Source organism: Kitasatospora sp. NPDC057500 (genome assembly GCF_042802195.1).
Taxonomy (GTDB): domain Bacteria; phylum Actinomycetota; class Actinomycetes; order Streptomycetales; family Streptomycetaceae; genus Kitasatospora.
This window is the reverse complement of the sequence record NZ_JBHVER010000174.1, coordinates 1-17,815: the sequence shown is the minus strand read 5'-3', so window position 1 is coordinate 17,815 and position 17,815 is coordinate 1. Positions and strand designations below refer to the sequence as shown.

The 17,815-nt window shown below is 75.0% G+C and carries 19 protein-coding genes and 1 pseudogene; 14 read left to right on the top strand and 6 right to left on the bottom strand.

Features of this window, described 5'->3' with window-relative positions; translation table 11 throughout:
• Window positions 1-24: 24 nt before the first annotated feature.
• From ACFU74_RS28675 to ACFU74_RS28655, 5 genes are all read right to left on the bottom strand, one after another.
• The gene (locus ACFU74_RS28675; RefSeq protein WP_380761845.1) at window positions 25-435 is read right to left on the bottom strand and encodes a hypothetical protein; all 411 of its coding nucleotides are present in this window, start codon (window positions 433-435) and stop codon (window positions 25-27) included.
• 151 nt (window positions 436-586) lie between these two features.
• Window positions 587-1,351 carry an ABC transporter permease gene (locus ACFU74_RS28670; protein ID WP_380761843.1) on the bottom strand — a complete coding sequence of 255 codons (765 nt, stop codon included), beginning with the start codon at window positions 1,349-1,351 and terminating at the stop codon, window positions 587-589.
• Between the two features lie 30 nt (window positions 1,352-1,381).
• Window positions 1,382-2,287, bottom strand: coding sequence for an ATP-binding cassette domain-containing protein (locus tag ACFU74_RS28665; protein WP_380761841.1), 906 nt, complete (start codon window positions 2,285-2,287; stop codon window positions 1,382-1,384).
• A gap of 175 nt (window positions 2,288-2,462) precedes the next feature.
• A complete protein-coding gene (locus ACFU74_RS28660) occupies window positions 2,463-3,659 on the bottom strand; it encodes a glycosyltransferase (protein WP_380761839.1) in 1,197 nt (398 codons plus the stop codon).
• The gene (locus tag ACFU74_RS28655) at window positions 3,656-3,955 is read right to left on the bottom strand and encodes a hypothetical protein (RefSeq protein ID WP_380761837.1); all 300 of its coding nucleotides are present in this window, start codon (window positions 3,953-3,955) and stop codon (window positions 3,656-3,658) included. Before ACFU74_RS28655 ends, ACFU74_RS28660 begins: the two co-directional genes overlap by 4 nt.
• Before the next feature lie 146 nt (window positions 3,956-4,101).
• Between ACFU74_RS28655 and ACFU74_RS28650 the strand changes: the two genes are divergently transcribed.
• The 14 genes from ACFU74_RS28650 (at window position 4,102) to ACFU74_RS28585 (ending at window position 16,527) form a co-directional block, all read left to right on the top strand.
• Window positions 4,102-5,034 carry a 3-oxoacyl-[acyl-carrier-protein] synthase III C-terminal domain-containing protein gene (locus ACFU74_RS28650; protein ID WP_380761835.1) on the top strand — a complete coding sequence of 311 codons (933 nt, stop codon included), beginning with the start codon at window positions 4,102-4,104 and terminating at the stop codon, window positions 5,032-5,034.
• Between the two features lie 85 nt (window positions 5,035-5,119).
• Complete coding sequence (locus ACFU74_RS28645) at window positions 5,120-5,410, top strand: acyl carrier protein (RefSeq protein WP_380761832.1); 291 nt, start codon at window positions 5,120-5,122, stop codon at window positions 5,408-5,410.
• A gap of 3 nt (window positions 5,411-5,413) precedes the next feature.
• Window positions 5,414-6,241 (top strand): hypothetical protein, encoded by an 828-nt coding sequence (locus tag ACFU74_RS28640; protein ID WP_380761830.1) that lies wholly within the window; start codon window positions 5,414-5,416, stop codon window positions 6,239-6,241.
• Window positions 6,238-6,975, top strand: coding sequence for a 4'-phosphopantetheinyl transferase family protein (locus ACFU74_RS28635; RefSeq protein ID WP_380761828.1), 738 nt, complete (start codon window positions 6,238-6,240; stop codon window positions 6,973-6,975). The genes ACFU74_RS28640 and ACFU74_RS28635 overlap by 4 nt, the downstream gene beginning before the upstream one ends.
• A 117-nt stretch (window positions 6,976-7,092) precedes the next feature.
• Window positions 7,093-8,802 (top strand): condensation domain-containing protein, encoded by a 1,710-nt coding sequence (locus ACFU74_RS28630; RefSeq protein ID WP_380761826.1) that lies wholly within the window; start codon window positions 7,093-7,095, stop codon window positions 8,800-8,802.
• Window positions 8,803-8,852: 50 nt separating this feature from the next.
• Entirely contained in the window at window positions 8,853-9,224 is a 372-nt protein-coding gene (locus tag ACFU74_RS28625) for a hypothetical protein (RefSeq protein ID WP_380761824.1), read from the top strand.
• Between the two features lie 120 nt (window positions 9,225-9,344).
• Window positions 9,345-9,632, top strand: coding sequence for a hypothetical protein (locus ACFU74_RS28620; protein WP_380761822.1), 288 nt, complete (start codon window positions 9,345-9,347; stop codon window positions 9,630-9,632).
• Window positions 9,633-9,780: 148 nt separating this feature from the next.
• A complete protein-coding gene (locus ACFU74_RS28615) occupies window positions 9,781-10,695 on the top strand; it encodes a hypothetical protein (RefSeq protein ID WP_380761820.1) in 915 nt (304 codons plus the stop codon).
• A 5-nt stretch (window positions 10,696-10,700) separates the two neighbouring features.
• Window positions 10,701-11,501: an SDR family NAD(P)-dependent oxidoreductase gene (locus ACFU74_RS28610; RefSeq protein WP_380761818.1), complete on the top strand. Its 801-nt coding sequence runs from the start codon at window positions 10,701-10,703 to the stop codon at window positions 11,499-11,501.
• The gene (locus ACFU74_RS28605) at window positions 11,498-12,217 is read left to right on the top strand and encodes a polysaccharide deacetylase family protein (RefSeq protein ID WP_380761817.1); all 720 of its coding nucleotides are present in this window, start codon (window positions 11,498-11,500) and stop codon (window positions 12,215-12,217) included. Before ACFU74_RS28610 ends, ACFU74_RS28605 begins: the two co-directional genes overlap by 4 nt.
• A 107-nt stretch (window positions 12,218-12,324) precedes the next feature.
• Entirely contained in the window at window positions 12,325-12,999 is a 675-nt protein-coding gene (locus ACFU74_RS28600) for a hypothetical protein (RefSeq protein ID WP_380761815.1), read from the top strand.
• A 218-nt stretch (window positions 13,000-13,217) separates the two neighbouring features.
• Window positions 13,218-14,468 carry a sensor histidine kinase gene (locus tag ACFU74_RS28595; protein WP_380761813.1) on the top strand — a complete coding sequence of 417 codons (1,251 nt, stop codon included), beginning with the start codon at window positions 13,218-13,220 and terminating at the stop codon, window positions 14,466-14,468.
• Complete coding sequence (locus ACFU74_RS28590) at window positions 14,465-15,139, top strand: response regulator (RefSeq protein WP_380761811.1); 675 nt, start codon at window positions 14,465-14,467, stop codon at window positions 15,137-15,139. Before ACFU74_RS28595 ends, ACFU74_RS28590 begins: the two co-directional genes overlap by 4 nt.
• A 179-nt stretch (window positions 15,140-15,318) precedes the next feature.
• Window positions 15,319-16,527, top strand: coding sequence for an alpha/beta hydrolase (locus tag ACFU74_RS28585; RefSeq protein WP_380761809.1), 1,209 nt, complete (start codon window positions 15,319-15,321; stop codon window positions 16,525-16,527).
• A 502-nt stretch (window positions 16,528-17,029) separates the two neighbouring features.
• Here the strand turns inward: ACFU74_RS28585 and ACFU74_RS28580 are convergent.
• Window positions 17,030-17,815: pseudogene (locus tag ACFU74_RS28580) on the bottom strand (hypothetical protein); the annotation flags it as partial.

Here is a 17,815-nt window from a genome sequence, read left to right as displayed (position 1 = left end):
GGCGCCGCCTTCGCGGGCGTGCGGTCAGCGGGCGGCGGCCGCCCGCGGGCCGCTCTCGACGGCCTTGATCGGCGGCTTGGCGGCGATCGCCTTCGTCGGGGGCTTGGCCGCGACCGCCTTGGCGGGCGGCTTCGCGGCAACGGCCTTGGCCGGCGGCTTGGCCGCGACCGCCTTCGTCGGAGGCTTGGCGGCCACCGCCTTGGCGGGCGGCTTCGCGGTCACCGCCTTCGCCGGGGGCTTGGCGGCGATGGCGGCGGTCGGACGGGCGTCGGTGACCTTGATCGGCGGCTTGGCGGCAGCCGGGGTGGCGGCGAGCAGGCCCACCACGGGCAGTGCGGCGATCGCCCCGCCCGCGATGGCCAGACGGGTGCCCCGGCGCCGCGCGGGCGTACCGGGACGGTCGGCGGCCGGGGTGTTCTCGGACCGGGGGCTCATGCGGTTCCTCTCGACGAACGGACGATCGGCTGATCTGACGATAGGTCCGCCGCGACGGGCCGGACAACCAACCGACGGCTGCCCGGCCTGCGGTGACGGCCCGAGGACCGCCCGGCCCGCCACCAGCCCGCCACCGCGCCGTCGTCGAACCTCAGCGCACCCGGGTCGAGAACAGCCGGGCCGACCAGAACACCGCCGCCGCCGTCATCAGCGCGACCACCACCAGGCCCTGCCAGACCACGCTGTCCCCGACGTCGCCCGCGAACAGCGCGCGCATGCCCTCCACGGCCCAGTAGAAGGGGTTCCACTTGGCCATCGTCTGCAGCCACATCGGCGCCAGCGCCAGCGGCAGCAGCGTGCCCGAGAGCAGCGCGATCGGCTGGGCGACGGTGTTCACCACCGGCGCCATCGCCTCGTCGGCCGGCAGCACCAGGGCGATCCCGTAGGAGATCGCCGAGGTCATCAGCGCGAGCAGGCCCATCAACAGGAAGGCCAGCACCAGGTCGACCGGCCCGACCCGCAGGCCGAACGGCAGCGCGATGAGCGTGATGATCACCGCCTGGACGAGCAGCGCCACCGTCTCGCGCAGCGCCCGGCCGAGCAGCAGGGCGAGCCGGCTGACCGGGGTGACCCGGGCCCGCTCGATGATCCCGGCCCGCAGTTCGCCGAGCAGGCTGAAGCCGGTGTACAGGCCGCCGAAGATGCACAGCACCGCCAACAGGCCCGGCACGTAGATCTGGTAGGCCTCGGCGTAGCTCCGCGCGCCCATCGGCTCCAGCACCTTCTTGAGCAGCGGCGCGAAGAGCAGCAGGTAGAAGATCGGCTGGATCACCCCGACGGCGATCCAGACCGGTGTTCGCCACATCAGCAGCAGCTGGCGCTGGAAGACCAGCCAGGTGTCGCGGGCGAGCTTCATTGGCCCCTCCTAGGGGATCCGGAGGTGGGGTCAGGACTGCCCGATGGAGCGGCCGGTGCGGGCCAGGAACACGTCGTCCAGGCTGGGCCGCTGCAACTGCACGGTGCCGGTGACGACACCGGCCGCGTCCAGGGCGCGCAGCAGCCGGGGGACGGCGGCGGCGCCGTCGTCCAGGTAGAGCCGCACGCCGTCCTCGCCGCTCAGCTCCAGGCGGTGCAGGAGCGGCAGGCCGGGCTGCTCGCGCAGCGCCTTGGCGGCCCGTTCGGCCTCGCCGGGGCCCAGGCCGATGAGCACGACGTCACCGGATATCTCGCGCTTGAGCGTCTCGGGCGTGCCCTCGGCGACGATGCCGCCGTGGTCGACGATGGAGACGCGGTCGCAGAGCGCGTCGGCCTCGTCGAGGTAGTGGGTGGTGACGACGACGGTCATGCCCTCGCCGCGCAGCCGCCGGATCTCGGCCCAGACGTGGCCGCGGCTGGCCGGGTCGAGGCCGACCGTGGGCTCGTCGAGGAACAGCACCTTCGGCGCGTGGATGACGCCGAGCGCGATGTCCAGCCGGCGGCGCTGGCCGCCGGAGTAGGTGCGGCACGGCCGGTCGCCGAACTCGGTGAGCTCGAAGGCCTTGAGCGCCTCCTCGGCGCGGCTCAGCGCCTCGGCCTTGCTCCTGCCGTGCATCCGCGCCTGCATCACGAGTTCCTCGCGGGCGGTGACGGCGTCGGTGGTGCCGCCGCCCTGGGCGACGTAGCCGATCCGGCGGCGCACCTCGGCGGGGTCGGCGAACAGGTCGGCGCCGGCGATCCGGGCCTCGCCGCCGTCGGGGCGGATCAGGGTCGCGAGCATCCGCAGGGTGGTCGTCTTCCCGGCGCCGTTGGGGCCGAGGAAGCCGACGATCTCACCTGGCTCGACGTCCAGGTCGATGCCTCGGACGGCGTCCACGGGGGGCTGGCCGCGTTTCTTGGAAGGGTAGGACTTTCTCAGCCCCTTGGTCTCGATCAACCAGAACTCCCGTGCGGGGATGGCTTGCCGGGGCGCCGGGAAGGCGGCGCGCGGGGCACCAGGGAAGCGGTGCTGCGGGCCACCCTAGAGTCTGCGGCGCCCCGGAAACAATGGCCTAGACCAGTGGATTGCCTCGGCGGGCACCCGTCGCGACCAGTGCCTCCACCCGGTCGGCGGCCGTCACGGCCCCGCCGCCGGCGAGCAGTCCGGCCCCGACCCTGGCCGCCGCGGCCCGGTACCCGGGATCCTCCAGCACCGTGCGCAGCGCCGCGCCGAGGTGATCCGGCGTCACCCTCGCGAACGGCACCCGCACTCCGGCGCCCGAGGCGGCCACCTGCGCCGCCACGAACGGCTGGTCGTGCCGGATCGGCGCTGTCACCAGCGGCAGCCCGTGCGCCAGCGCCTCGCCGACGGTGTTCATCCCGCCGTGGCAGAGCACCGCGTCCAGCACCCCGCGCCGCATCAGCTCCAGCACCGGCGCCCGGTCCACCGCCACCGCGCCGGGCGGCAGCGCGGGCAGCAGCTCGCCGGGCGCCGCGAACACCGGCTGCACGCCGGGCCCGGCCTGCTCCAGCGCCCGCACCGCCCGGGCCAGGAAGTCCGCGCCCAGCTCGCCGGAGAGGGTGCCCATGGTGACCAGCACCCGGCGGCGGTCCGGCAGCAGCCGCTCCCAGGGGAACGCCGGATCGGCCGGCCGGTCCGCCAGGGCCGGCCCCACCAGCGCGCACTGCGCCGGCAGCGCCTCGGGACCGGTCGGCGCCGGACCGATGAGTGCCGGGCCGGTGAAGGCGAGCACCAGTGCGGGGGAGAACCGCGGGTCGACGTACTCCTCCTCGGGCAGCGCGGCCCGGCGCCACAGGCCCCGGAGCAGCCCGGTCATCCACTCCTCGACCAGCGGCAGCGTCCGGAACGGCCGCCCCAGCTCCATCGCGCCGGGCGCCAGGGTGCCCCAGGGCAGCCGGTGCCGGTGCGCCACCAGCGCCCCGGCCGGCGTGTGCTGGTCCACCAGAAGCGCGTCCGGCCGGTACTCGCGCACCGCCGCGTCCAGCGCCTTCAGGGTGAACCGCGCGTACGGGACGATGAAGCCCTCCCACAGCGAGCGGACGGCGGCCAGCCCGTGCCCGCCCTGCGCCCGGAACGCCCGGGTGCCGGTGCCGAACACCGTCGCGTCCGGACCGAGCAGCGGGCGCAGCGCCGTCTCGGTGCCGGTCCAGGCCACCTCGTGGCCGCGCGCGACCAGCTCCCGGGCCAGGCCCACGGTCGGGTTGACGTGCCCGGTCAGCGGCGGGACCACCAGCAGGAAGCGGCTCATCGGGCGTCCTCCGCGGGCAGCAGCCGCTCGACGTCGGCGACGGTCAGCGCCTCCAGCGCGGCCAGGTCGAGCCCGGCGCGCAGCGCGGCGAGGTCCACCGACGGGCCGAAGTCCCGGCGCAGCCCCTCGTGCAGCGCGGCGAGTTCGCCCTCGTCGAGCAGCAGGTCCCCGTCCAGCCGGGCCTGCGGGGTCACCCGCGCGGTCCAGCCGGGCGGCGCCTGCGCGACGTCGGCCAGCAGGGACACCAGCGCCGGACGGACCGGCGGCACGGCGATGGGAGGTTCACGATCGGTCATCTGGGACTCCACCGTCTCGACGAAGCGGGGGCGGGGGGACGGCGGCACGAAACGTGCGCGTTCCATGGGTGGGATGTGCGGGCTGTGTGCCGCAACCGCCCGAGATCACTTGTGCGGACCCGTCGGGCGTGGGAATACTAGCCCGCGTGACCGCACTGGAGGCAGTGGCCGTCCACCTCCCCCACCACATCGTGCCCATCGAGGCAGTGGGCGAGCGCATCGGCCTGACCCCACGTCAACTTCGACTCTTCCGCCGCTTCCACGGCCTGGACCAGCTGCGACTGGACCCGGACGGGAAGCTGCCCGACCTGCTCGGCGCCGCCGTCGACGCCCTTCCGGAGCTGCGCGGACGCGAACGGCACGTCCGTTTCGTGATCCACGCGCGCAGCATGCCGGTGGCGGTGCCCTACCCGCTCAACCCGCTGCACGACCTGCTCCACCGCTACGGCCTCGGCCACGCCCAGGCCTTCACCGTCACCCACCACGCCTGCGCGGTGGGGCTCCTGGCCGTCGACCTGGCCGGCCGCCTGCTCGCCGGAGAACCCGACCGGGAGGCGCTGGCCCTGGTGCTCGCCGGGGAGAAGACCTTCACCAAGGACGCCCAGGTGGTGCCCGAGACCGGCATCTTCGCCGAGGGCGCGGCCGCCTGCCTGGTCAGCGCCGGCGGCGAGCACGACCGCGTGCTCTCCTACACGATGCGTCAGCGCCCCGAGTTCGACGGCCGGCTGGCCGAGGACCCGGAGCTGCTCGCCCGCTACCAGCGCGAGTACCCGGCGGTGATGATCGAGGCGATCGAGGACGCCCTCGACCAGGCCGGTCTGGACCTCTCCGACCTCGCGCTGCTGCTGCCGCACAACGTCAACCAGGCCTCCTGGCGGATGATCGCGCGCCGGCTCGGCTTCCCGATCGGGAAGGTGCTGCTGGACAACGTGCCCGCGGTGGGGCACAGTTTCGCTGCGGACAGCCTGATCAACCTGCACACCGCCACCACGCGGGGGCTGCTCGGCCGCGGCGAGCGCTACCTCATCGCCGCCGCAGGCATCGGAGCCACCTTCTCCGCCATGGTTGTCGAGCACTGACGCTCGGTCAGTCGCTCCACCCCGGACGCCGGTTCCCCGGCCGCCCGGACCCAAGTCCACCACGCACGACGGGACGGTCCCACCCATGTCCGACCAAGTGGTCCAGACCACCGACACCGAGCTGCGCGACCGGATCCTGCACAGCCTCGGCGAACTGCTGCCGCGCGTCCTCAAGCGGGACCTGCCCGAGATCCCCGAGAACGCCTGCCTCTTCGACGACCTCGGCCTCACCTCGGCCGGGACCATCGAGCTGATCCTGGAGGTCGAGGAGGCGCTCGACCTCCAGGTCGACGTCGAGCAGATCACCGAGGACGACCTGCGCTCGGTCACCAAGCTGGCCGACTACGTCGCCGCGCACGTCATCCCCGAGGACTGACCGGTGCCCGCCGCACCGGGTCTCACCCGGGTGCTGACGCGGCACGCCGACGGCCGCTCCGAACTCTCCCTCGACCCCGACCTGCGGGTCTTCGTCTCCGACCTGGTCCGCCCCTACGGCCTGCCGCTGCGCGAGGACCTGCTGGCCGAGGGCGTCGGACACGCCTACGAGGAACTGGCCGCCGGCCTGCTCACCGAGGCGCTCGGCCCCGACGAGCCGGCGGACGTGCTCGTCCAGGCCTTCGACTCGCCCGACGTCCGGCCCGGTGCGCCCACCTCGCTCGCGCTCAGCCGCTCCTGCGCGGGCTCGCCGCTCGCGCTCGGGCTCTGCGACCAGGGCACCGGCGGGGCGTTCGCCGCGCTGCGCGCCGCCACCGCGTACCAGCGGACCGGCGTCGCCCACCGCGCCGTCGTCGTCCTCGCCGAGCAGACCGCCCTGCACTACGAGCCGGCCGCGCCGGTCACCCTGCCCGAACGGCACTGCGCGGTCGTCCTGGTCTGCGAGACGGCGCCGGGCGAGGAGTTGGACGTCGTCCAGGAGAGCGGTGCCGACGCCGGCTCCGCCGCCGAGGAGGTGCTCCGACGGGCGAAGGAGCTGGGGGAGGGGGCCGCCGTGGTGCTCTCCACTGCGCTGGAGGTGCCCGGCCTGGAGGCGCCCGGCCTGGACGTCGTCCGCGCGGCGGCCGGCCAGCCGTTCACCGGGCTCTGGTCCGCGCTCGCCGACCGGCTGCCGGCCTGGCGGGACGAACGGCGCCCCGTGCTGCTCGCCGACCTCGACCCCCGGCTCGGAGTGCTCTCCACCCTGACCCTGCGCGCCGGCCCACGGCCGTGACCCCCGACGCCGCACCCGACACCGGCCCGGGAACGGGGCCCGCCCAGGGCGTCGACCGGATCGACGTCTGGCTGGTCCCCACCGACCAGCCCGAGCCGGTGGTCCGAGCCCTGCGCGCGCTGCTCGACCCGGCCGAACTCGCCCGCGCCGACGGGCCCGACCCGCGTTCCGGGCGGCGGTTCACCGTCGCCCACGGCGCCGTCCGCCTGCTGGCCGGCGCCCGGCTCGGCCGCGATCCCGCACGGCTCGTCTGGCGCCGCGGCCCGCACGGCAAACCCGAACTCGACGGAATCGCCGTCAACCAGTCCGCCTCCGGAGCCCTCGCGGCCGTCGCCCTCGCCGAGGACCGCGCCGTCGGCGTCGACGTGGAGGAGGTCCGCGACGCCCGGGCCGCCGTGCGCCTGGCCCGGCGCTACTTCCCCGCGGCCGAGGCGGCTTCGGTCGAGGCCGACCCGCTTCCCGCCGAGCGGTTCACCGAGTTGTGGTGCCGCCGCGAGGCCTGCGTCAAGGCCTACGGCGGCCGGCTCGTCCAGGGCTTCGGCCTGCCGCTGGCCGGTCCCGCGCCGGTGCTGCTCGCCGACCCCGGCGCGCTCGGACCCGGCCCCTGCCGGGTCGACGACCTGCCCGCCCCCGGGCCGTTCCGCGCCGCCCTCGCGGCCGTCGGCGCCCGCCCGTTCCAGGCCCGCGTCCGTCCCTGGCGGGCGCCCAATGACCTTGCAATGCCAGATAGTTGACGGGCCATCAGCTCTATTCGGCATCCCATGTTTCTGGTCTGGACCGGAAGATCGGCCCGCTGATAGCGTCCCGACCGCATTCCGCCGAGACCTCTTGAACCGAAGGGCGCGTCCGACGTGACGTACGACGTGGAAGAGACCACCGGGCGGATCACGGTCCGGTACCGCGGCGCGAGCGGCGGCTGCGGCCCGCTCACCCTCGGCCAGGACAACATGATCCGCTGCATCCGGCGCGACCGGCCCGAGCAGATCAACCAGGCCTCGGCCTGGCCGGTCCCCGGCGGCACCACCCTCGCCGCCGCCCTCGACGCGCTGCGCGCGCTGGTCGAGCGCCATGAGTCGCTGCGCACCGCGTTCCCGCCCGGCCCCGGCGACGGTGCCTTCCCCGAGCGGCAGGAGGCCCGTACCGAGGGTGCCTTCACCGTCGCCACGACCCCGGCCGGCGGTCGGACGGATGCCGAACTCGACGTTATGGCCGATGAGTTGGGGCGCATTGACGTCACCGTTCCGTTCGACCTCGCGGCGGCGCCGCGACTGCGCTTCGCCCTCGTCGTGGACGGCGGGCTGGTGCGCCGAATGGTCGTGACGGTCTGCCACGCGGGCGCCGACGGCGCCGCCGTCAGCCTGCTCATCCGGGACTGGACCGACCTCGCCGCCGGCAAGGAACTGCCGCCCGTCACCTCCCGCACCCCGCTCCAGGTGGCCGCGCAGGAGCAGAGCGCCCAGGGCCGGCGCAAGGCCGCCGCCGCGCTCAAGCACTGGGAGTCGATCCTCGCCACCGGCCCCTCGACGGTCTTCGCCACCGACGGCATCACCGGTGAGCAGGACCCGCTCGCGACCGTACTGGTGCGCTCCCGCACCGCCGCCGCCGACCTCCAGACGGTCTGCCGCCGGACCGGCGCGGGTCCGTCGGTCGTCCTGCTCGCCGTCTTCGCCGCCCTCACCGCGCACCGCGCCGACCGCACCGACCTGGTGATCTCGGCACTGTCCGCCAACCGCCAGCGCGCCGCGCTCGCCGACCACATCGGCACCCTCGCCCAGGACGCGCTGATCGCCCTCGACACCGACGCCGGCGACCTCGATGCGCTCATCGGCCGCACCAAGTCCGTCTCCTTCTCCGGCTACTGGCACAGCACCCTCAACGCGGACGAGGTCTGGCGGCTCACCGAGGAGATCGCCGAGCGCCGCGGCGCCCGCTTCGCCCGCCAGGTCGTGGTCAACGACCTCAGCCTCGCCATCCCGGAGGCGCTGTCCGACGCCCGCCCCGCGCCCACCACCGACCCCGAGGTGCAGTGGCTGCCGGACCAGCCGCTGCCGGTCCGGCTCATGACGAACATCCTGCGCACCACCGGAAGCCTGGAGTTCGTCCTGCTCGCCTGCCCCCAGGTGCTCGACCGGGACGACACCGAGCGCCTCGCCCGCGCCGTGCCCGCCGTCCTCGCGGCCGCCGCCGACCGGCCCCTCCCGCTCACCGAACTGGCCGGACTCAGCGGCGTGCGCCCCGCCACCCGGACGGGCGACTGGCACCGCGTCGGCGCCGACTGGATCGACCTCGACGCCGTCCGCGCCCTGCTCGCCGACGCCCTCGGCCCCGCCGCCGCGGCGATCGACCTCACCCGCGCCGAGGACGGTCTGACGGCCCGCATCGCCACCGCCGACCCCGGCCTCACGCCCGCCGCCGCCCACCGCGCGGTGATCGCCGCCCTCCCCGGCCGGGTCACCGCGATGGCCCCGCACCACTACGCCGTCCACGCCCGCCCGGACTCCCTTCCGCCCGTCTGGTCCGACCTCCCTGTTCTCGCCGAAGGCTCCGGCCGGGCCGGCTGAGACCCGCCGGGGTACCCTCCTCGCAGACGAGCCGAGGGGGGAAGCGGAACGTGCACGTCCGGGCGATGGTGTGGGCGACGATCCTGGCCGAGCTGGTCGGAGTGCTGCTGCTCGGCCTGCTCCTCCTGCTGATGCGGCTGGCTCCGGGTGACTGGACGGAGGGAGTCGCCTGGACGGGCCTGCCGGTCCTGGCCACCGTCAGGCCTCCGCTCGAGTACTTCGGCAGGCGGCCGCCGCACCGCGCCCGGGGGGCGGCGGCCGGACTGCTGACGTTCGTCGTGCTGGGCGGTGCCCTCCTGCTGGTCACGGGCCAGTGGGTGCCGGCGGACGAGGGCCTCGACGGTGTGCTCGCCATGATGCTCGCGGCCCCCGTGGCGACCGGGGTCTTCGCCGCCGTGTCGGGGCCCGCGGCCGCGCGCTGAGCCGCAGCGCTGTCGCCTCGCCGCCGCCTCGCCGGTGACCGGGCGTGACCGCGGTTGCCGGGAGCGTGCGGAAGCGGAAGCCTGGAGGTACGGGGATTTCCCATTGCGGGGTGATCGATCATGGCCAAATTCACGCCGAAGTACCAGGAGGCGGACCACCCGGTCGAGGTCTGGGACGTCGAGTTCACCGAGGAGGAGTGGGCGGAGTTCCGCAAGGGCCCGCGCGCGTTCCTGAAGCGCATCACCGAGGCCGAGGGACGGACGGTCAACCGCCTCCTCGTCGATGCCGAGCTGCTGGAGGTCGCTCCCGACGGCGGCATCTGCCACGGCCACATCACCAGCGTCCACATCAAGTTCGGGCCGGAGAAGTCGACCACCGGCTACAGCTGCTCCGGTCCCTGGGAGTAGCGCCCGGCTCCCTCCCGCCGAGGCGGCGCGGGACCGGCCGGCCGGCCGCCGGCCGCACCGGTCCGGCCCCCGCTGCGGGACGGCCGCGCCCGGCGGAGACTGAGGGTGGCCCCCGCACCCCGGGGGCGCCCCCGACGCCGGGAGGGCCATGCTGCTCGGACTCACCACCGCCCTGGTCGCCACCGTCTGCTTCGGCTTCGGCTCGGTGTTCCAGGCGAGCGGCGCGCGCGAGGCCCCGCGCGCGGACCGGGTGCGGGTCGGACTGCTGGCGGCGCTGCTCCGCTCCTGGCGGTTCCTGCTCGGCACCGGCCTGGACATCGCGGGCTTCGCGCTGAGCATCGTCGCCCTGCGCACCCTGCCGCTCTTCCTGGTCCAGGCCGTCACCAACGCCAGCCTCGCCGTCACCGCGCTCGCCGCCGCCCGCCTGCTCGGCGCCCGGCTGCACCGCGCCGACCTGCTCGGCATCGCCGCCGTGGTGGTCGGGCTCACCCTGCTGGCGGTCGGCTCCGGCGACGTCGGTCGCGACCACGCGCCGCCCGCGTTCCACTGGGCGCTGCTGGCCACCACCGGCCTGATGCTGCTGCTCACCCTCCTGCTGGCCCGCCGCAACGGCACCGCGGCGGCCGTCGGACTCGGCCTGCTGGCGGGCGTCGGCTTCGGCGTGACCAGCCTCGCCGTCCGGGTCCTCGACGTCGCCGGCCCGCTGGACGTGTTCACCGACCCGGCCGCGTACGGGCTGGCCCTGGGCGGGCTCGGCGGCTACCTCGCGTACGCGCTCGCCCTGCAGCGCGGCACCGTGACGGCCGCGACCGCCGCCGGCACCGTCTCGGAGACCTTCGGCCCGGCCCTGGTCGGGGTGGCCGCCCTCGGCGACGCCGCCCGCCCCGGTTACGGCTGGTGCGCGCTGACCGGCTTCGCGGTGGCGGTCGGCGGCACCTTCGTGCTCTCCCGCTTCGGCGAGGTGGAGGCCGAGCTGGGCCCCACCCCGGTCGCTCGGACGGCTCCGTCGTGCGAAGGTGGCTTGCCGGACAAATCGGACGGCGAGGTGCGCACAGAGCGGTAGGTGCCATGACCACGGACGACGACCATCCGCCCTCCCTCCGGGCCCGGCGGCGCCCCTCCGACGCCCCGCCGGTCGCCCTGGTCACCGGTGCTTCCTCGGGCATCGGCGCCGCCACCGCCGACCGCCTCGCCGCCGCCGGCTGGCGGCTGCTGCTCTCCGGCACCGACCAGACCCGCCTCGATGCCGCCGCCACCCGCACCGGCGGCCGTCCGCTGCCCGCCGACCTCGCCAAGCCCGACGGCGCCCAGCGCCTCGCCGAAGCCGCCCTCACCTCCGCCGGGCGGGTGGACGCCCTGGTCGCCAGCGCCGGCATCGGCTGGCGCGGCCCCTTCGCCCGGACGCCCACCGACACCCTGGACCGGATGCTGGAGGTCAACCTCGCCGCCCCGCTGCGGCTCGTCCGCCTGCTGCTGCCCGGCATGCTGGAGCGCGACCGGGGCCGGATCGTCCTGCTCGGCTCGATGGCCGGCCAGGTCGGCGTCCGCGACGAGGCCGCCTACGCGGCGACCAAGGCCGGGCTGACGATGTTCGCCGAGAGCCTCTGGTACGAGCTGCGCGGCACCGGCGTCGGTGTCCGGCTGATCCTGCCGGGCGCCGTCGAGACCCCGTTCTTCGCCACCCGCGGCACCGACTACCAGCGCGAACGCCCCCGCCCCGTCCCGCCGGAGGCCGTCGCCGACATCGTCCTCGGCGCGCTCACCACCGACCGCGACCGGGTCTTCGTGCCGCACTGGCTCGGCTACCCGGCCCGTCTCCACGGCGCCGCCCCGGGCCTGTTCCGGCGGATGGCCTCGCGCTTCGGGTGAGGGCCGCCCGCCTGCTCCTCGGATCCCTCGCCGCCGTGGAGTTGCTCCACCTCGCCCCGTCCGCCGTCCGTCTGCCCCCCGTCCGCCGCCACCTCGCCCGCCGCACCGCCGGCCACGGCGACCCGGGACACATCGCGCTCACCTTCGACGACGGCCCCGACCCGCGCGGCACCCCGCCGATCCTGGACGCCCTGGACGCCCTCGGCATCCACGCGACGTTCTTCCTGCTCGGCGACATGCTCGAACGCGCCCCCGGCATCGGCCGCGACCTGGTCGCCCGCGGCCACGAGGTCGCCGTCCACGGCTGGCACCACCGCCGCCAGTACCGCCCCGCCCCCGCCCGCGACCTCCGCGAACTCCGCCGCACCACCGAAGCGATCGCCACCCTGTGCGGCATCCGCCCCCTCTGGTACCGCCCCCCGTACGGCGTCCTCACCACCGGCCTCGCCCTGGCCGCCCACCACCTGGGCCTGCGCCCCGTCCTCTGGACCACCTGGGGCCGAGACTGGCTCCCCACGGCCACCGGCCCCACCGTCTACGCCACCGCCCGCCCCACCCTGACCGGCGGCGCCACCCTCCTCCTCCACGACTCCGACTGCACCTCGGCCCCCGACTCCTGGCAGGCGACCCTCGCCGCCCTCCCCCTGATCGCCGCGCACTGCCACCACCACGACCTCACCCTCGGCCCCCTGCGCGACCACGGCATCCCGTACTGACGCAGCCACTGGACCCTTCGGTTGATCACGGGTCAGTCACATCACCCACACGCCATCACCGTGCGCCACTACGGTCCCCTCATCAACCACGCAATCCTGGGGACCCCATGCGCCGCACCCTCACCGCCCTCGCCTCCGTGCTGGCCGTCGCCGGCCTCGCCGCGTGCGATCCGATCGCCACCGGCACCACCCGGTCAACCGCCGCACCCGCCGTGACCGCGCCTGCCGCGGATGCCGCGGATGCGCCCGCCGCGCCACCCGCAGGCGCGGCGGCTCCGGCGGGTGGCGGCAGCGCGAAGACCGCCGTGCTTCCCAACTTCATCGGCATGGGTCTCCAGTCCGCCCAGGACGCCGCACAGAAGGCGGGCTTCTACCTGCTCACCAGCCACGACGCACTCGGCCGCTCCCGCAACCAGATCGCCGACCGCAACTGGAAGGTCTGCGGCCAGTCCCCGGCCGCGGGTGAGCAGCCCACCAGCGCGAAGGTCGACATGGCCGCGGTGAAGCTCGACGAGCAGTGCCCGTCGCACGACCGAGGCGCGAGTGCCCCGACCAAGGCCGGCGCCGTCATGCCCGATCTCAAGGGCAAGGCCGTCTCGACCGCGCACGACTCCCTCGACAGGTCGACGTCGATCACGGCAGAGGACGCCACCGCGCAGAACCGCATCATCGTCGTGCAGTCGAACTGGCAGGTGTGCTCGCAGGACCCGGCGCCCGGCGCCCCCCTGAACGGCCGGCCGGTGACGCTCAAGGCCGTGAAGTTCGGCGAGACCTGCCCCTAGGCCGGCCTAGCCGGAGTACGCCGGACTGTCCGGGACACTCCGACTCATACCTGAGAGCCAGGCCGGGAACGGCTCCCCAGCGGGAGGCCAGCCGGCGGGTCCGCTCCGTAGCGTGGTGACCGAATGCACCCAGGCCGAGGAAGGCACCGCGAGCGGCCGAACCGCTGAGCACCCCCGGCCGCGGCCCTCAGGTGGACGAAGTGGACAATACTGACCGTATGGACAGGACTGGAAGGCGATCGGTGCGCGGAGTGCTGCACACCGTGCGGAAGGACCTGTTCACCACGGCCCCGCAGCCCATGCCGCCCATGGGCGGACCGGGACTGCTGAGGTGGCTGCCGCACGGCGCGGTCGTCGCGGTGGCGGTCTTCGCGGCCGTCTCCGCCACCGAGGACATCCCGGCGCGGCCCGCCGGGATGCTCCACGCCGCGCTCCTGGTGGCGGCGCTGCGCCGACCGCTGCCGGCCTGGTGGCTGTCGCTGGTGATGCTGCCGGTGTTCTCGCTGTACCCGCCCTTCGCGCCGTACACGGGATGGGCGTGGGCCGTGCAGGCCGGGCTGTCGTTCCTGGTCGCGCTGCGCAACCCGCCGAGGGTGACGGCCGAGACGACGGCGCTGAACACCGGCCTCCTACTGGGAGTGCAGTTGGCGGGCGGGCGGCTCGGGCCCTGGTACTTCACGGTGATCGTGTTGCTGCTGTTCGCCCTCGTCGCGGCCGCCGCGACCGGAGTGCGCCGCACGCGGGAGGTCCGCGCCCGGCTCCTGGAGCAGGAACGGGCCCTGGCGCAGGAGCGCGCCCACCGCACCGTCCTGGAGGAACGGGCCCGCATCGCGCGCGAGTTGCACGACGTGGTCGCCCACCACATGTCCGTCATCTCCATCCAGGCCGAAGCCGCCCCGTACCGGGTCGCGGACCCGCCCCGGGAACTGGTCACGGCGCTGGCCGACATCCGCGCGGGCGCCCTGGAGGGACTGACCGAGCTGCGCCGCCTGCTCGGCGTGCTGCGCTCCGAGGACACTCCCGGCAGGCGTGCCCCCGAGGCTCCGCAGCCCACCCTGGAACGGCTCGACGACCTGCTCGCCGGGGTGCGCGCGGCCGGACTCGACGTGCGGGCGGTGGTCTCCGGGACGCGCCGCCCGCTGCCCGAGGGCGTGGAGCTGTCCGCCTACCGCATCGTGCAGGAGGCGCTCAGCAACACGCTGCGCCACGCCCCGGGCGCCGCGGCCCGCGTCGAGCTGACGTACACCGACGCCGCCCTCCGGCTGCGGATCCGCAACGGGCCCGGCACCGCGGCCGCCGAGCCCTCGCCGGGAGCCGGGCACGGCCTCCTGGGCATGCGCGAACGTGCCGCGATGCTCGGCGGGGAGTTCTCCGCCGGCACCACCCCCGACGGTGGCTACGAGGTCACCGCACTGCTGCCGGTGCCCGCCGCCCCGGCCGTCCGGACAGACAGGGAACAGACCGCATGACGATCCGAGTGATGATCGCCGACGACCAGGCGATGGTCCGCGAGGCCTTCTCGGTGCTCCTCGGAGCCCAGCCCGGCATCGAGGTGATCGCGACCGCCGTGGACGGCCTGGACGCGGTGGCCAAGGCCGAGGAACTGCGCCCCGATGTGGTCGTGATGGACATCCGGATGCCCGGACTGAACGGCATCGAGGCCACCCGCCGGATCACCGGGCAGGCCGGTCTGCCGACCAGGATCCTCGTCCTGACCACCTTCGACCTCGACGAGTACGTGTACGAGGCGCTGCGGGCCGGCGCCGGCGGGTTCCTCCTCAAGGACGCCTCCGGGGTCCAACTGGCCGAGGCGGTACGCGTCGTGGCCGCCGGGGACGCGTTGCTGTCGCCCGGGCTCACCAAGCGGCTCATCGCGGAGTTCGCCCGGCTGGGCGGCTCGGCGAAGCCACCCGCCCAGGAGCGGATCGACGTCCTCACCAACCGCGAGACCGAAGTGCTCACGCTGGTGGCCCGGGGACTGTCCAACGCGGAGATCGCCGCCGAACTCGTCGTCGCCGAGCAGACCGTCAAGACGCACATGGGCAGCATCCTGCAGAAGCTGCAGCTGCGGGACCGCACCCAGGCCGCCGTCCTCGCCTACGAGACGGGACTGGTCGTTCCCGGCCGCACCGGTCTGTGATCCCGCGGTGGTGCGGCGTCGGGGCCCGGGCGTCTCCTCCCCCCGACCCCCTACCTGAGAGCCGCTCCGGAGAATGGCTCCGCGGTGTGAGGCCCACGAGGGTGCCGGATTCCTAGGTTCTTGTACGAGCCGGATCGCGGCTCCCGACAAGTTCCGCGCACCACCGCAGGAGTAGAGCCATGACCACACCCCGAAGCTTCGCCGCGCCGCCCGGACGTCCCGGCCGGCCCGTCCGGATCCTGCGGGCCGTCGCCGCCGTCCTGGCGTCGTTCTTCGCGTTCCTCGCCGTCGCAGTCGTGCTCGGCGCGTACGTCCCCGCGATACCCAAGGCGGGCGTGATCGGGCCGGTCCTCGGCGGGCAGTACCCGTTCCACATGGCGCTGTTCTCCCTCGTCGCCGCCGGCCTGGCCGCGCTCGCCTGGCGGGCCGGCCTGGTGCGCTGGGGCCGCGTGGTCACCGTCGTCTCGTCGCTGTGCACCGTGGGCGCGCTGGTCATCGGCGGCATCCAGTTCCAGGCCGCCCGGGAGGCCGGCGTCGACATCTCGGTGGGCCAGGTGTTCACCGAACTCGGCTACCCCGCGGTGAAGCCGGACGCGACCGAGACGTTCGCGAGCCCCGAGGGCGAGCCGCTGAGGGTGGACGCGTACCTGCCCGCGAAGGAACCTGACAAGCGGACCCCGGCCGTCGTGCTCGCCCACGCCGGCGGCTTCCACACCTTCGACAAGAGCGACCTGCGCGGCACCGGCCGCTGGCTCGCCGACCACGGCGTCGCCGTCTTCGCAGTCGACTACCGCCTGGCCGGTCCCGACCGTCCCACCTGGGACAAGGCCCCGCAGGACCTGGTCTCCGCCATGGGCTGGGTGCAGCGCAACGCCGACGCGTACAACGTCGACACCGCGCGGATCTCGCTCGGCGGCATGTCGGCGGGCGGCACCCTGGCGATGAACACCGCCTACCGCCTCCACAACGGCACCATCAAGGCCGCCGAGGGCGCCACCCCTGCGCCCCCGGCCTCGGTGATCGGCTTCTACCCCGGCACCGATGTCGCGCAGATGTGGAAGGACGACGTGGCCGGGACCCGCGAGGCGGCGGAGATGTACACCGGCGGCACTCCGGAGCAGTACCCGGACCGCTACCGCGAGGTGTCCCCGACCTCCGACGTCCGCCCCGGCCTGCCCCGCACCCTGCTCGTCGTCGGGGACCGCGACCGCAGCGCCCGCCCCGAGACCGTCACCGGCCTCGGCGACGCGCTGAGGAACCAGGGCGTCGACGTCGAGGTGAAGGAACTGCCCTTCGCCGACCACGCGTTCGACGACGTGTACGGGAGTCTCACCTCCCAGACGAGCCGGCAGATCCTGCTCGACTTCCTCCTCCCGGACGCCCGCTGACCCACCGGCGAGCGCGGTGTGTCCGTGATGTGCGGCAGCCGCCGGTGCCGGTCGGCACGCGGGGGCGCCCGCCGTCGGACTCATCCCCGCCGACGTGGACCGGCCCGCCCGGTGCGGTGCGTGCGTAGCACCGCACCGGGCACCCGCTGCGAGGTCGAGGCAGCGGCGGACGTGGCCCCGGTGACCGGGCTGACCCGCAGCAGGCGATACGGCCGGGCCCCAGCGGCGGAGTCCCCGCAGGTGCGGGGCCGAGCCGCCGATGCGCGGGGGCACGAACTTGTAGTGCGGACCATCCCCGCGCCTGCGGGGCCGAGACCATGTCGATCCTGGCCAGGGACGCATGCCCGGGACCACCCCCGCGCGTGCGGGGCCGAGCGTTCGGGGCGGGGGAGTGGGTGGTGGCCGGGGGGACCATCCCCGCGCGTGCGGGGCCGAGGCTTGCTGAGCTGCGATGCTATCGGGCCGAGGCAGTCCGGCGCATCGGTTCGATGTGGTCGGACGGTCAGGCCAGGCCGACCCTCGCCAGGGCCGCCGTGAAACCCGCGCGCCAGCCTTCCGGGGTGGCGCCGGGGGAGGGGGCGGGGGCGGGGCGGGTGAGGGCGGACAGGGCGGAGCGGACGACTTCCGCCGGGCGGGCGGAGACGACGTCGGCGTGGCCGAGTTCCAGTTCGTGCTGGAGGTTGTCGCGGCCGTGGCCCTGGACGACGTCCAGGAGCAGCAGGCGGCGGCCGAGGGCGCGGGCCTCGCTGCACGTGTCGCCGGAGCTGGTCACGACCAGATCGGCGGCGGCCATCAAGGTGGGGACCTGGTCGGTCCAGCCGTAGGGGTGCAGCCTCGGCCGACCCTCAGCGGCACGGCGGAGGCGCCGCTCCAGTTCGGCGTTGCTCCCGGCCACCGCGAGGACGTGGGGGCCGGCGTCGGCCAGGGCCGCCGCCGTCCGGGCCAGCGGCCCGAGGCCCCACGCGCCCGACATCAGCAGCACGCACCGCGCCTCCGCCGGTACCCCCGCCTCCGCCCGCGCCTCCGCCCGCGAGGGCGGGTGGTAGAACGGCGCCCGCAGCGGGGCGGGCAGTACGGCCACCGGCGCCTCGGGCCGATACCGCCGTACGCCGCACGCGGCGACCTCCGAGGTGACCAGGAACAGGTCCGTCTCCTCCTGCACCCAGAGCCGGTGCGGGGTGGCGTCCGTGCACAGCACCAGGTGCCGGAAGGACGTCCGGGTGCCGCCCCGCAGGCGGTTGACCGCCGACGTGGCCGTGGCGAACACCGACACCACCAGCTCCGGGCG